At 66.4% G+C, this 14631-nt stretch carries 12 protein-coding genes; 7 read left to right on the forward strand and 5 right to left on the reverse strand.

Annotation, left to right across the window (positions count from 1 at the left end; translation table 11 throughout):
• Position 1: 1 nt before the first annotated feature.
• From GQ651_RS01625 to GQ651_RS01650, 6 genes are all read left to right on the forward strand, one after another.
• Positions 2 to 1504, forward strand: coding sequence for a UDP-N-acetylmuramoyl-L-alanyl-D-glutamate--2,6-diaminopimelate ligase (locus GQ651_RS01625; protein WP_160762472.1), 1503 nt, complete (start codon positions 2 to 4; stop codon positions 1502 to 1504).
• Complete coding sequence (locus tag GQ651_RS01630; protein ID WP_160762473.1) at positions 1501 to 2958, forward strand: UDP-N-acetylmuramoyl-tripeptide--D-alanyl-D-alanine ligase; 1458 nt, start codon at positions 1501 to 1503, stop codon at positions 2956 to 2958. Before GQ651_RS01625 ends, GQ651_RS01630 begins: the two co-directional genes overlap by 4 nt.
• 1 nt (position 2959) lies before the next feature.
• Complete coding sequence (mraY, locus tag GQ651_RS01635) at positions 2960 to 4045, forward strand: phospho-N-acetylmuramoyl-pentapeptide-transferase (protein WP_160762474.1); 1086 nt, start codon at positions 2960 to 2962, stop codon at positions 4043 to 4045.
• Between the two features lie 10 nt (positions 4046 to 4055).
• Positions 4056 to 4454: a DUF6524 family protein gene (locus tag GQ651_RS01640; RefSeq protein WP_160762475.1), complete on the forward strand. Its 399-nt coding sequence runs from the start codon at positions 4056 to 4058 to the stop codon at positions 4452 to 4454.
• 67 nt (positions 4455 to 4521) lie between these two features.
• Positions 4522 to 5937: a UDP-N-acetylmuramoyl-L-alanine--D-glutamate ligase gene (gene murD / locus GQ651_RS01645; protein ID WP_160762476.1), complete on the forward strand. Its 1416-nt coding sequence runs from the start codon at positions 4522 to 4524 to the stop codon at positions 5935 to 5937.
• Between the two features lie 12 nt (positions 5938 to 5949).
• Positions 5950 to 6915 carry a Gfo/Idh/MocA family protein gene (locus GQ651_RS01650; protein WP_160762477.1) on the forward strand — a complete coding sequence of 322 codons (966 nt, stop codon included), beginning with the start codon at positions 5950 to 5952 and terminating at the stop codon, positions 6913 to 6915.
• A 4-nt stretch (positions 6916 to 6919) separates the two neighbouring features.
• Here GQ651_RS01650 and GQ651_RS01655 read toward each other — a convergent pair whose 3' ends face one another.
• The 4 genes from GQ651_RS01655 to GQ651_RS01670 form a co-directional block, all read right to left on the reverse strand.
• Positions 6920 to 7525, reverse strand: coding sequence for a J domain-containing protein (locus GQ651_RS01655; protein WP_160762478.1), 606 nt, complete (start codon positions 7523 to 7525; stop codon positions 6920 to 6922).
• Between the two features lie 155 nt (positions 7526 to 7680).
• The gene (gene murC, locus GQ651_RS01660) at positions 7681 to 9093 is read right to left on the reverse strand and encodes a UDP-N-acetylmuramate--L-alanine ligase (protein WP_160762479.1); all 1413 of its coding nucleotides are present in this window, start codon (positions 9091 to 9093) and stop codon (positions 7681 to 7683) included.
• Positions 9090 to 10187: a UDP-N-acetylglucosamine--N-acetylmuramyl-(pentapeptide) pyrophosphoryl-undecaprenol N-acetylglucosamine transferase gene (locus tag GQ651_RS01665; protein ID WP_160762480.1), complete on the reverse strand. Its 1098-nt coding sequence runs from the start codon at positions 10185 to 10187 to the stop codon at positions 9090 to 9092. Before GQ651_RS01665 ends, murC begins: the two co-directional genes overlap by 4 nt.
• Entirely contained in the window at positions 10184 to 11350 is a 1167-nt protein-coding gene (locus GQ651_RS01670) for a peptidoglycan glycosyltransferase FtsW (RefSeq protein ID WP_160762481.1), read from the reverse strand. Before GQ651_RS01670 ends, GQ651_RS01665 begins: the two co-directional genes overlap by 4 nt.
• A gap of 161 nt (positions 11351 to 11511) precedes the next feature.
• Between GQ651_RS01670 and GQ651_RS01675 the strand changes: the two genes are divergently transcribed.
• Positions 11512 to 12711 carry a BaiN/RdsA family NAD(P)/FAD-dependent oxidoreductase gene (locus tag GQ651_RS01675; RefSeq protein ID WP_160762482.1) on the forward strand — a complete coding sequence of 400 codons (1200 nt, stop codon included), beginning with the start codon at positions 11512 to 11514 and terminating at the stop codon, positions 12709 to 12711.
• Between the two features lie 169 nt (positions 12712 to 12880).
• Here the strand turns inward: GQ651_RS01675 and GQ651_RS18865 are convergent, their stop codons facing one another.
• Positions 12881 to 14356, reverse strand: coding sequence for a calcium-binding protein (locus GQ651_RS18865; protein ID WP_160762483.1), 1476 nt, complete (start codon positions 14354 to 14356; stop codon positions 12881 to 12883).
• Positions 14357 to 14631 lie beyond the last annotated feature (275 nt).

Raw genomic sequence — 14631 nt, forward strand, 5'->3', positions numbered from 1 at the left:
GATGCAGACCCGAGCGAAGACAAAGACACTGGCCGAGCTCGGGCTGGCCGCGCGCGGCGGGGCCGAGACCCGGATCACGGGCCTTTCGGTCGACAGCCGCGACGTGAAAGAGGGCCACCTCTTCGCCGCGCTTCCCGGCACCAAGGTCCATGGCGCCGAATTCATCCAATACGCGCTTCGGATGCGGGCGGGCGCCATCCTGACCGACCGCGAGGGCGCGGCCATCGCCGCGAACGAGATCGCCGCCGCCGGCGTGCCGGTCGTCGTGGCCGAGGACCCGCGCGAGGCGCTCGCCTTCACCGCCGCCCTCTGGTTCGAGGCGCAGCCGGAAACCATGGTCGCAGTCACCGGCACCAACGGCAAGACCAGCGTATCCACCTTCGCCCGCCAGCTCTGGATCGAGATGGGCCGCGAGGCGGTCAACCTCGGCACCACCGGCGTCGAAGGCGCCTTCACCGCGCCGCTCAAACACACCACGCCCGAGCCGATCACTCTGCACCGGATGCTGGCCCGGCTGGCCGAGGCGGGGATCACCCACGCGGCGATGGAGGCCTCGTCCCACGGCCTCGCGCAGCGGCGCTGCGACGGGGTCCGTCTGGCGGCTGCGGCCTTCACCAATCTCAGCCAGGATCACCTGGACTATCACACTGATTTTGAAGACTATTTTCAGGCCAAGGCGGGTCTCTTCAACCGCGTTCTGGACGAGGACGGCACCGCCGTCGTCAACATGGATGACGACTGGGGCCCCCGCATGGCCGAGATCGCCGAGGATATGGGGCAGGACCTCCTGACCGTGGGGCGCGACGACGGCGTGGCACTCCGCATTCTCGGCCAGCGCTTCAGCCAGACGGGGCAGGAGCTGCGCTTCGAATGGGCGGGGCGCGTGCGTCACGTCTCGCTTGGCCTGATCGGTGGGTTTCAGGCGGATAACGCGCTTCTGGCCGCCGGTCTCTGCATCGGTACCGGATCGGACCCGGACGAGGTGTTCGACAGCCTCCACGCGCTTCAGACCGTCCGGGGCCGGATGCAGTTCGCCGCGCGCCGCGACAACGGTGCGGCGGTCTTTGTCGATTACGCCCACACGCCCGACGCGCTTGCCACCGCGCTCAAGGCGATCCGCCCCCATGTCATGGGCCGGCTCATCGTCGTCTTCGGCGCGGGCGGCGACCGCGACAGCGGCAAACGCCCGCTCATGGGCCGCGCCGCCGCCGACCATGCCGACATCGCCATCGTGACCGACGACAACCCCCGCAGCGAAGACCCTGCCGCCATCCGCGCCGCGATCCTCAAGGGCGCGAATCTGGGGGGCGCCGATGTGTCCGAAGTGGCCGACCGGGCCGAGGCGATCCTGCGCGGCGTCGACGCGCTCGGCCCCGGCGACACGCTTCTGATCGCGGGCAAGGGCCATGAGACCGGCCAGATCGTGGGCGACGCGGTCCTGCCCTTCGACGACGTCGAACAGGCCAGCGTCGCCGTCGCCGCTCTCGACGGGAGACCCGCGTGAGCGCGCTCTGGACGGCAGAAGCCGCGCGCGAGGCGACAGGCGGCACGCTTGAGGGCCGGGCCGACTGGCAGGTTACCGGCGTCTCCATCGACACGCGCACGATCCAGCCGGGCGATCTTTTCGTCGCACTCAAGGCCGAGCGCGACGGCCATGATTTCGTGGCCGACGCTCTCGCCAAGGGTGCCGCCGCCGCGCTGGTCAGCCGCCGCCCCGAGGGCGTGGCGGCAGACGCACCCCTTCTGATCGTCACCGACGTGCTCGACGGTCTCACCGACCTTGGCCGCGCCGCCCGGGCCCGAACAGGCGCGAAGGTCGTCGCGATCACCGGCTCTGCGGGCAAGACCTCGACCAAGGAGATGCTCCGCCATGTCCTTGAACGGCAAGGGAATTGTCACGCCGCCGAGGCCAGCTACAACAACCACTGGGGCGTGCCCCTGACGCTGGCGCGAATGCCCGAGGACACCGATTTCGCCGTGGTCGAGATCGGCATGAACGCCCCCGGTGAAATCGCCCCCCTCAGCCGCCTGACGCGCCCCCATGTGGCGGTCGTCACCACCGTCGCAGCCGCCCATTTGGAAGCCTTCGAGTCGATCGAGGGCATCGCGCGCGAGAAGGCGTCGATCTTCGAAGGGCTTGAGCCCGGCGGCACGGCGCTCTTCAACGCCGATGTCGAAACCGCACGCATTCTGGCAGATGCGGCAAAGGCCCATGCGGAAGACGCCATCGGCTTCGGCGCTTTGCCGGGCGCGGCGCTCCGGGCGACCGATATCTCGCTCTCCGAAGGGGCGAGCGTCGTCCACGGCACCTTCCGGGGCGCGGAGTTCCTTTTCAAGGTCGGCGCACCGGGCCGGCATTTCGCGATGAACGCGCTCGCCGTCTACGGCGTCGCGGTAATCGTGGGCGCCGATGCCGATGTCGCCGCCTGCGATCTGGGCCAGTGGCGCGTGCCGCGCGGGCGGGGGCGGCGCGAGACGCTGCCCATCGACCCGGTCGAAGACCTGACCATCGAGCTGATCGACGACGCGTTCAACGCCAACCCGGCCTCTGTGGGCGCCGCGCTCTGGGTGCTGATCTCGATCACGCCCAAGGACGGGGTAGGCCGCGTGGGGCAGGGTCGGCGCATCGCCATCCTTGGCGACATGCTGGAACTCGGCACATCCGAGGCCGCGCTTCACGCAGGCCTTGCCGATCACCCCGCAATGGCGCAAGTCGACCGCGTCGACTGCGTGGGCCACCGGATGCGCGTTCTCTACGACGCGCTGCCGCCATCCCGGCGGGGCCGCTGGACTGAAACCGCCGAGGAAATGGCGTCCAAGTCCCACGCGCTGGTCGACGCAGGCGACGTGGTCCTGGTCAAGGGATCGAAAGGCTCGAAAGTAAGCCTTGTCGTCGAGGCGCTGCGCAAACTGGGCCGCGACCGCCATGCGGCGCCCGAGGACGAGACGGGAGAATGACATGCTCTACTGGCTGACGGCCTTTTCCGATGGCGGCGACGTCTTCAACCTGTTCCGCTACATCACCTTCCGCGCAGGCGGAGCGTTCTTCACGGCGCTCGTCTTCGGCTTCCTTTTCGGTCGGCCCCTGATCGACCTTCTCAGGAAACGCCAGCGCCACGGCCAGCCGATCCGCGATGATGGGCCGGAAAGCCATATCCTGACCAAGGCAGGCACGCCCACCATGGGCGGGGTCCTGATCCTTGGCGCGCTGATCACCTCGTCGCTTCTCTGGGCGCGGCTCGATATCGGCTATGTCTGGATGGTGCTCTTCGTCACGATCGCCTTTGGTGCAATCGGCTTTATCGATGATTATCAGAAGGTTACACGAAATACGCATGCGGGTATCTCGGGCAAGACGCGTCTTGCCATCGGCTTCGCCATCGCCGCCATCGCAGGCGTCTGGGCGACGCAGTTGCACCCGGTCGAGCTGCAGAACCAGCTTGCGCTCCCGGTCTTCAAGGACGTGCTGATCAATCTTGGCTTCCTGTTCATCCCCTTCTCGATGCTCGTCATCGTGGGCGCGGCCAATGCCGTGAACCTGACCGACGGCCTTGACGGGCTGGCCATCATGCCGGTGATGATCGCCGCGGGGTCGCTCGGCGTCATCGCCTATGCCGTGGGCCGCACCGACTTCACCGATTACCTCGGCATCAACTACGTCCCCGGCACCGGCGAAGTCCTCGTGATCGCCGCCGGTCTGATCGGCGGGGGGCTGGGCTTTCTCTGGTACAACGCGCCGCCCGCCGCCGTTTTCATGGGCGATACCGGATCGCTCGCCCTTGGCGGGGCGCTCGGGGCCGTCGCCGTCGCCACCAAGCACGAGATCGTGCTCGCCATCATCGGCGGCCTCTTCGTGGTCGAGGCGCTGAGCGTCATCATTCAGGTCGCCTATTTCAAGGCCACGGGCAAGCGCGTCTTCCTCATGGCCCCCATCCACCATCATTTCGAGAAACGCGGCTGGGCCGAAAGCCAGATCGTCATCCGGTTCTGGATCATCTCTCTGATCCTCGCCCTTGTCGGGCTGGCCACGCTGAAAGTCCGTTAGGGAGCTCACAATGGGATTTCTCATCCGCTGGATCGCCGCATTCCTTCTGCTGGCGCTCACCTTCAACCCGACCCGCTACGATTATTACGACTGGGCGCGCGCCTCGTGGTCCGATGCGACGCCCATGGTTGTGCTGGTCGGGCTTCTTCTGCTGGTGGCCTATGCGCTGTTCCTGACCGCACTCTTCCGGGGCATCGGCCGGTTGGGCGCGCTCCTGATCCTTGCCGTGATCGCCGCACTGATCTGGGTCCTGGTGGATTACGGCATCGTCAGCCTGAACAACCCCGGAGCGCTGACATGGGCGGTGCTGCTCGCGCTCTCCATCGTGCTCGCCATCGGCATGTACTGGGGCATCCTCTGGCGCCGCATGTCCGGCCAGTTCGAAGTCGATGACGAAGACGCCGCCTGATCCCCGTGATCCGCTGGCGCCCACCCGTCACCGCCGTTAATCTCCGCCCCGAAAGACGGGGGCAGGCATGATTCCGACACTTGGCTTCGACGGGCGGCGCGTTCTGGTGCTGGGCCTTGGCCGTACCGGGCAGGCGGCGGCGGCCTCGCTGGCCGCGGGTGGCGCCGAGGCGCTGGTCTGGGACGACAGCGCCACCGCGCGCGAGGCAGCCGAGGCGCAGGGCCTGAAGCTGGCCGATCCGTCCCGCTCTGAGACATGGGAAAACCTCGCCGCCCTCGTCGTATCGCCCGGCATCCCCCATCTCTACCCCGAGCCCAACCGCTGGATCGCCGCCGCGCTCGATAGGGGCGTGCCCGTGGACAACGATATCGGCCTGTTCTTCCGCTCGCTCGGTCAGTCCGACTGGGACAGCTTCGACACCCCCCCCCGCGTCATCGCGGTGACCGGCTCGAACGGCAAATCCACCACCTCGGCGCTGATCCACCACGTTCTGGTGGAAGACGGGCGCGAGGCGCAGCTGGCGGGTAATATCGGGCGCGGCGTCCTTGATATAGACCCGCCGGGCGACGGCGGCGTGGTTGTGCTCGAACTCTCGTCCTACCAGACGGAACTCGCCCGCGCGCTCACGCCCGACGTCGCCGTCTTCACCAACCTCTCGCCCGACCATCTCGACCGCCACGGCGGCATGGGCGGCTATTTCGCGGCCAAGCGGCGGCTCTTCAGCGAGGGCGGACCGGACCGCGCCGTCATCGGCGTGGACGAGGCCGAAGGCCGCTTCCTCGCCAACCAGCTCTCCGAAGGCCCCGAGGACATGCGCGTCATCCGCATCTCGTCGGGCACCAAGCTGGGCGGGCCGGGCTGGTCGGTCTTCGTCCGCAAGGGGTTCCTCTCCGAGACGCGCAAGGGCAAACAGGTGGGCTCGATCGACATGCGCGAGATCGCGGGTCTGCCGGGCGCCCACAACCACCAGAACGCCACCGCGGCTTATGCAGCACTCCGTGCCATCGGTCTCGGGCCCCGTCAGATCGAGGCAGGGTTCAAGAGCTTCCGTGGCCTTCCCCACCGCAGCCAGCGGGTGGGCGAGAAAGACGGCGTGACTTTCGTCAACGACTCGAAGGCCACCAATGTGGACAGCGCCGCCAAGGCGCTCGCCGCCTTCCCGCGCATCCGCTGGATCGTCGGCGGGCAGGTGAAGGAGGGCGGCCTCGGCAGCCTCTCCAATGCCACCGAAAACGTGGTCAAGGCTTACGTCATCGGACGCCACGCCGCCGAGACCGCGCTCGACCTTGGCGACCTGCCCTTGGAGGTCTGCGAGACGATGGAGACCGCCGTCGCCCGCGCCGCAGAAGAGGCAGAGGAGGGCGACACCGTCCTCCTAGCCCCCGCCGCCGCCAGCTTCGACCAGTACGACAATTTCGAGAAGCGGGGCGAGCATTTCGCCCGGCTCGTCGCCGCGCTTCCGGGCGTGACATCCGCCAACTGACAGGGAAACCGCATGACCGATCCGATCCGCTGGGGCGTTCTCGGCGCCGCCAAATTCGCCCAGAACTACATGGCCCCCGCCATTCATCAGGCCGGTAACGCCGTCCTCGCGGGCCTTGCCACCTCGTCGCCGGACAAGGCCGCGCCGTTCGCCGCCATGGCGCCGGGCCTGCGCGTCTTCGACGATTACGACGCGCTTCTGGCCGACCCGGATATCGACGCCGTCTACGTACCGCTCCCCAACCACCTCCACGTGGAATGGACGCTCAAGGCGCTCGCCGCCGGCAAACCGGTCCTGACCGAGAAGCCCATCGCGTTGACCGAAGACGAGTTCGACAGCCTCATCGCCGCGCGGGACAAGGCCGGGCTTCTGGCCGCCGAGGCCTACATGATCCTGCACCATCCCCAGTGGCACAAGGCGCGCGACCTCGTGGCAAACGGCGCCATCGGCACGCTTCGCCACGTCCACAGCATCTTCGCCTACAACAACGCCGCCAGCCCCGGAAACATCCGCAACCGCCCCGAAACGGCGGGGGGCGGCATCCGGGACATCGGGGTCTATCCCTTCGGCGCCACCCGCTTCGTCCTTGGCGCCGAACCCGAGACGGTCGATGCCGACATCACATGGGAGAACGACGTGGACACCATCGCCTCGGTCCGCGCGCGCTTCGGCGAGGTGCGGATGGAGGCGCTTCTCTCCATGCGGATGCACCCCAACCAGCGGGTCGAGTTTCTGGGCGACAAGGGGCGGGTCATCCTGACGGCGCCCTTCAACGCGGGCGTCTACAAGGAGGCGTCCGTCACTCTGGATGCGGGCGGCAGCGAGCAAACCTGGCGCTGGCCCGAAGCACGGCAATACGTTCTACAGGTCGAGGCTTTCGGCCGCGCCCTCCGGGGCGAAGAGGCCTATCCCGTCCCGCTCGAATTCAGCCGCGGCACGCAGCGGATGATCGACATGGCCTTCGCCTCGGCGACCTAGCCGGTCAGTTCACCGCCACGCCGAATTGCAGGACCACCTCGGTCGCGCCGGGGAAATTCGCCGTCACCAGATCGCGGGGCAGGCGCACCTGACCGCGCCCCGCATTGGCCGAACGGAAGGTGATGATGCGCGGCGTGTTCCGCACGGGCGAGGCGAGGATCTCAGCCGGAAGCGCGATGCGGTTCCGCCCCTGGGACAACCGGCTGGAGAAGAGATAGGTCAGGCGGCGGCCCGTCTGGCGGATATTCACCGCGACATGCTCGGCCGACGCATCCTCGCGCGTCTCGGCCAGAAGCCGCTCGGCACGCTTCATCGTCATCTCGTCCACGGCAAGGACGCGAATGCCCAGTTCGGGCCGGGTAGGGCGTCGCGCAGAGACTTTGCGCTCTTCGGGCGCGGCATTGGCCGCCTCCGGCATATCGCCTGTCAGCAGCGCATAGGCGGCGTTCAGCTCGGCCAGATCGTCGCTCGATCCATGGCCGCGATCAGGATGGATGTCGAAGGCCTTCCGGCGATAGGCCTTGCGGATTTCTTCCAGCGAGGGTGCGCCGTCGAGGCCAAGAATCGACCGGGCCTTCGAGCGCTGGCGAACGCGTTCGATAGGGGACATGGCAGTCTTCACTCGTTACTTTCCGGCATTCTGCCGGTTGGGATACTTGTACAAACCGAACATCCGCAGCGGACATTCGCCCTCTGTTTACCAAATTACTGCCACAAATTCGACATAAATGCCCCGAAGGGCCGGGAACAGACTGTTTCCGCCCGTCAGCCCGCCTTTTTCATCAGCCGTCCCGGCAGGTTGCCCGCCCATGCGCTGATCGTGCCCGCGCCGAGACAGACCACCATGTCGCCCGGCCGGGCCTGCTCGCGGACCAGCCGTTCCAAATCGTCCTCTGACACGATGGCGCGCGCGTGCCGGTGCCCGTGGCGGATCAGACCGGCCACGAGGTCTTCGCGAGTCGCGCCGGGGATCGGGTCCTCGCCCGCGCCGAACACCTCGGCGATGCCCACCACATCGGCATCGTTGAAACAGGTGCAGAAATCCTCGAACAGGTTCGACAGCCGTGAAAAGCGGTGCGGCTGATGGACGGCGATCACCCGGCCATCCGTCGCCTGCCGCGCGGCCTTCAGCACGGCGGCGATCTCGACCGGGTGGTGGCCGTAATCGTCGATGATCGTCACACCGTCCACTTCGCCCACCTTGGTGAAGCGACGGTTGACGCCCTTGAACGCGGCCAGCGCCTCGCGGATCTCGACGGCCTTCATGCCCAGATGCCGGGCCACCGCCACGGCGGCCAGCGCGTTCGAGACGTTGTGGTCCCCCGGCATCGGCAATGTGCAGCCCTCGATCAGCATCTCGTCATTCGAGAGCGCAATATCGAAATGCGCGATCCCGCGCTCGTAGCGCAGGTTCACCGCCCGCACGTCCGCCTGCGCGTTGAAGCCAAAGGTCACGACCCGCCGGTCTGTGACGCGCCCCACTAGCGCCTGCACCTCGGGGTGGTCGGTGCAGAGAACGGCCAGCCCGTAGAAGGGGATGTTTGACACGAAATCGTCGAAACCCTTCCGCAGGTTTTCGACCGTGCCCCAGTGCTCCATGTGCTCGGGGTCGATATTGGTGACGATGGCGATCGTCGCAGGCAGGCGGTTGAAGGTGCCGTCCGACTCGTCGGCCTCGACCACCATCCATTCGCCCGCACCCACACGCGCGTTCGATCCATAGGCGTGGATGATCCCGCCATTGATCACCGTCGGGTCGATCCCGCCCGCATCCAAAAGGGCCGCCACCATCGTCGTGGTGGTCGTCTTGCCGTGCGTGCCCGCCACCGCGATGTTCGAGCGAAGGCGCATCAGCTCGGCCAGCATCTCGGCCCGCCGCACGACGGGCAGGCCCAGCCGCCGCGCCTCGTCCAGTTCGGGGTTGCCGCGCTTGATCGCGGACGAGATCACGATGACCTCGGCGCCTTCCAGGTTCTCGGCCTTCTGCCCTTCGAAGATCGTGGCCCCCAGCTCCTCCAGCCGGTTGGTGATCTTCGACCGCTTCAGGTCCGAGCCCTGAATGGTATAGCCCGCCGACAGCAGCACCTCGGCGATCCCCGACATCCCGATCCCGCCGATACCCACAAAGTGAATCGGCCCCATATCGGTGGGCAGCTTGGTAACGGCGGCGGCGTTCATGGCGTTCCTTTCCCGCCCAGCTCCTCGACAAGCGAGACAAGGCGATCCGTGGCATCTGGCATTCCGTGCGAAAGCGCCCCCTGCCGCATACGATCTGCGGTGGCGGGCGTCGTCAGGATGGCGAGCATGTGTTCGGAGAGAGAAGCGGGGTCAAGCTCGGATTCCTGGATGAGCAAAGCGCCGCCTGCCTCGGCCAGACCGCGCGCATTGGCTGTCTGATGGTCGGCGGTCGCGGCGGCGAAGGGGATCAGGATCGACGGGCGCCCGACCACGCTGATATCCGCGACCGAGGACGCGCCCGCCCGGCTCACGACCAGCGCGGCTTCGGCCAGGCGCTTCGGCACGTCGTCGAAGAAGGGGCGCACGGTGGCCCGGATGCCCGCCGCTTCGTAATGCTCCCGCACCCGTGCCTCGTCCTCGGCCCGCGCCTGATGCGAAACGGCCAGCCGGTCGCGGATGGACGAGGGCAGGCGGGTGATGGCCTCGGGCACGATCTCGGACAGGATGCGCGCGCCCTGACTGCCGCCCATGACGAGGATACCCAGATCGCCATCAAGGCCGGGATAGGGCGCGCCCGCCCGGTCCAGAACCGCCGAGCGGACCGGGTTGCCGGTGCGCGCGCCCACGACGCCCGAGGGAAGCGCCGTGGGCCACGTTCCGCAGGCCACGCGGTCGACGCGGGGGGCGAAGACCTCGTTCACGCGGCCCAGAACGCCGTTCTGTTCGTGGATCATGCGCGGGATGCGAAGCGCCCATGCCGCGCCAAGCGCCGGGATCGACGGATAGCCGCCAAAGCCCGCCACCACCGTGGGCCGGTCCGACAGAAAGCGCCCGAGCGCCGTCAAGAGCCCCGCCGCCAGCCGGAACGGCACCAGCGCCTTGGCGAGCGCGCCGCCCCGCGCGAAGGTCGCGCTCGGCATCTCGCGGATGGTCACGGCAGAGGGAAAGCCGCCCGTATAGCGCGCACCCCGCGCGTCCGTCGTCAGCGTTACGCGCCAGCCCCGCTCCAGCATCGCTTCGGCCAGCGCCTGAGCGGGGAACATATGCCCGCCCGTGCCGCCCGCGGCGATGACAAGATGGGGCGCGGCGCTCACCGTCCGCTCCGGATCAGATAGTCGCGGATCTCGCCCTGCGGGCGCACCCGCGTCAGCGCCAGAAGCATCCCGATCAGGATACCGCTCGCGATGACGGACGACCCGCCATAGGACACGAAGGGCAGCGTCATGCCCTTGGCCGGCAAAAGGCGCACGGCCACCGACATGTTGATCATCGCCTGCACGGCAAAGGTGCAGGCCAGCCCCGTTCCGGCCAGCCGGATGAACGGGTCACGCTCGCGCATCAGCCGGAAGAGCGAGCGCAGAACGATCGTCATGTAAAGCGCGATGATCACGAGAACCAGGATCAGCCCGTATTCCTCGGCCGCGACCGCGATGATGAAATCCGTATGCGCATCCGGCAGCGACCATTTCACCGTGCCTTCGCCCACGCCCACGCCAAGGAACCCGCCCTCGCGAATGGCGTTCGCGGCATAGCCAAGCTGCGTCGTCGGATCGACCTCGGCCGAGAGAAACCCGTCGATCCGCCGGGCGAAATGCTCGGAATTCTGATAGGCGACCGCGCCGCCGAGGAGTGTCAGACCGAGGATGCCCGCCAGCACGAAGAAGGGCGCGCCGCCCACGAAATACATCACGCCCCAGCCGAACAGGACCAGACAGGCCTGCCCGAAATCGGGCTGAAGCGCGAGAAGAAGCGCGATGAAGAGCGCGATCGCGAAAGACCACGTCTTGCCCGGCGGTCCCGCCACCTCGTTCGAGGCGGCAATCATCCAGCCCGCGACGATGATGAAACCGGGCTTCAGGAATTCCGACGGCTGCACCGACCCGAACCCCAGTGAGAACCACCGGGTCGCGCCCTTGCCGTAATCCGTCCCGAAAACCGGCAGCAGCAGCAACGCCACGAAAGCCGCCGCGAAGCCCAGGACACCAAGCCGCCGGATCGTCTGCGGCGACATCAGCGTCAGCGCGAACATCGTGACCATCGCCATCATGCCGAAGGCGACCTGCCGCTCGACATAGTGAAACGCGCCGAACCCGTTACGCTCGGCCAAGGGCGGCGACGCCGCGAGGCCCAGCAAAAGGCCGATGCCGAACAGGATCAACACGCAGCTGATCGACCATTTGTCGATCGTCCGCCACCACCTGGGTAGGATGGGCTCTCCGTCCCGCGTGGGGACAGAGCCGTAAACCATTTCCGTCATGAGCGTCGCTCGTCTGCCTCGTTCCGCCCGGTTGTCCGGGTCTGACCTTCAGAGTAACGAATACCCCCCCAAAGTGCCAGAAAAACATCACGATTCCGGCAGATGGCGAATCGCGTTCGAAGCCGCTAGGCAAAGGGTCCACCCGGAGACCCCGCCCCGCCATGAAAGAGACCCGCGTCGACACCCTGATCCTTGGCGCCGGCGCCGCCGGCATGATGTGCGCCGCCCATTCGGGCGGGCGCACTCTTGTCGTCGATCACGCAAAGGCACCGGGCGAGAAAATCCGGATCTCGGGCGGCGGGCGCTGCAACTTCACCAACCTCCACACCGCGCCCGACCGCTTTCTCAGCCGGAACCCCCATTTCGCCAAGTCGGCGCTAAGCCGCTATACCCAATGGGATTTTCTGGACCTCGTCCAGCGCCACGGCATCCCCTGGCACGAGAAGACCCTGGGCCAGCTCTTCTGCGACGACAGCGCCCGCGACATCATCGACATGCTCACCGACGAGATGGCGAAGGCCGGGGCCGAGCTCTGGCTCCGGACCGACATCGGCGAGATCGCCCACCGCGACGGCGCCTTCCACGTCACCCTCACCCGCGAGGGGCGCGAGACGCAGGCCGTCGCGCGGAACCTCGTCGTCGCCACCGGCGGCAAGTCCATCCCAAAGATGGGCGCCACCGGCCGGGCGTACGCCATCGCCGAACAATTCGGCTTGGCCCTGACGGAAACCCGCCCCGCGCTCGTCCCCTTCACCTTCGGCGACAGCCTCGCCGACCTCAAGGCGCTCTCCGGCCTCTCCGTCATGGGCCGCGCCACCGCCAATGGCACCGTCTTCGACGAGGCCATTCTTTTCACCCATCGCGGCCTCTCGGGCCCCGCGATCCTGCAGGCGTCTTCCTACTGGCGCGAGGGCGACGAGATCACCCTCGACCTCGCCCCCGGCACCGATCTCGGCCAGTGGCTCTCCCACGAGAAGAAAGAGCGCGGCCGCCGCCAGATCGCGACCGTGCTGGAGGCGCATCTGCCGGCCCGCCTCGCCACCGAGATGATGGCGCGCATGGGCGGCGACGCCCGCCTTGCCGACCAGTCCGACAAACGGCTCACCGAGATCGGCCACGCCCTCAACGCCTGGACGCTCAAACCCACCGCCACCGAAGGCTACCGCACCGCCGAAGTGACACTCGGCGGGATCGACACCGACGCGCTCTCCTCCCGCACGATGATGGCGCAAACCGTCCCCGGCCTTTACGTCATCGGCGAGGCGGTCGACGTCACCGGCTGGCTCGGCGGCTACAACTTCCAGTGGGCATGGTCCTCCGGTTGGGCCGCCGGCACCGCGATCCGCGAGGCGCTCGGCTGAGCGCCAACCTCTTTATCGGCCCATAAATATCCGCAGCGAACTCTTCAAAAGAGTTCGCCCCAAAGCCTTTGAAAGGCTTTGGGCGCGCGTCCGCGATCACGGGGAACGTCCGCGGTGCTGGACGGAGCGGCACTTTATCAATCCCGAGTGAACCTCGGTATCTCACAGGCTAGGCGATTTCGATACTCAACGTCGCCGCGTCCACGTCCAGAACCAGAATGCTCCCCGCCTCGAAAGTGATCAAAGCGTCCGCACCCACCTGCGTGACGACGTAGTCGCTCTCGGTCTTCACGGGTGACGCCTCGATACCAAAGAAGATGACGTCCCCTTCAGACGTGTCGTAGTCGTGGATAACGTCATCGCCGTTGATCGCCCGTCTGAACTGGAAAACGTCGCGACCCGAGCCGCCCCAGAGGTGATCGTCACCCTCTTGGCCGTCGATTTTGTCGTTACCGCCGCCACCATAAAGCGTATCGTCGCCGTCACGTCCCCTAAGCCTGTCATTTCCGCCAAGCCCGGTCAGGACGTTTCCGCCGCCATCGCCGTAGATGAAGTCATCGGTGCGCGTGCCGGTCACGTTCTCGAAATTCGCTAGGGTGTCTGTATTTCCGTAGCCGTCCCAGGCAAACGGATGATCGGGCCACCCTTCGCCTTCCTCGAACGCCTCAAGATAGACCACGACGCCGAGCGACCCCTGTCCGCTTGTCGGGCTCCAATATGCGGCATCGCGATCGTAGCGCACCGTGTCGATCCCATCCCCGCCGTCCAGCGTATCGGCCCCGTCCAGCCCCATGATCGTGTTGTCCTCATCCGACCCGATAACGACATCGTCGTAGTGGCTGGCGCGGATGTTCTCGATACTGTCGAGGATCTCGCAGTCGCCATCGATGGTCATCGCGTATCCGGCATCGAGGTCGATATACATGCTCATGGGACCGGTGCCTGAATAGATGTCGGTGTTATAGGTCACCGCGTCGCTGCCCTCGCGGCCATAGAATGCGTCTGCGCCGGTATTGCCATTGAAGTAGTTGTTCTGGGCGTCGCCGTAGATGACGTCGTCATACGCCGAGCCATAGACGTCCTTGGTACCGATGATCGTGTCGGTATCGCCCCAGGTATCAATCGCCCAGCCACCTTCGAGATCGACTGTCACGCCATTGGGGCCGAATTCCGGCGGCTCTCCGAGGCCTGTATCGCTGCCGAACCCGAAGAAGAACAGGTTCTCGACCCCAATGTATGTGTCACTTCCAGGCGATCCGTAGGCCACCGAGCCCATGCCGCCATAGAGCGTGTCGTCACCCGGGCCGGGGTCGAACCAATCGAATTCGCCCCCATGGGCGATGTCGTCGCCTGAGCCGAGATCGAAGTAGTCCGCTCCGTCACCGCCGTAGGCTGTGTCGTCGCCGGCTCCCATGTCAAAAAGATCGCCGCCACCGTTCCCAAAGGCGACGTCATCCCCTCTCCCCATGATGAACACGTCGAACGCGTCACTTCCAAAGGCAACGTCGTCGCCCCGACCCATGTCAAATACGTCACCGCCACCATTTCCGTGGGCGGTGTCATTTCCGGCAAGGCCAATTATCTCGTCGGCATCGGGCGTACCTGACAGGACGTCACTTCGTTTCGTTCCTTCGATTCTTGGCATGCTGTGCGCCTCCCCCCAAGAGGTAGAGAGAAATCGCAGTCAACATCTATTTCTACCGCGATCTGATCCCTGCCACCGCTACGTGAACTTCAAAAAGGTAAAACGCAGAGTAGGGAGCAGAATTGATCTGCGTCAAAAGACCTTGGGAAACAATTCGTTTTTTCCATTGCTCATGTGCACTAAAGTCGGTTGCTACGGCAAAACACCGGCAGCCTGCCCCTTAAAAACCAATCGTTTCTTGCCGACTGTCGTTGGTTCGAACGGAGTTTGGCGAG

It is taken from the genome of Kangsaoukella pontilimi, assembly GCF_009830125.1.
Taxonomy (GTDB): Bacteria; Pseudomonadota; Alphaproteobacteria; order Rhodobacterales; family Rhodobacteraceae; genus Kangsaoukella; species Kangsaoukella pontilimi.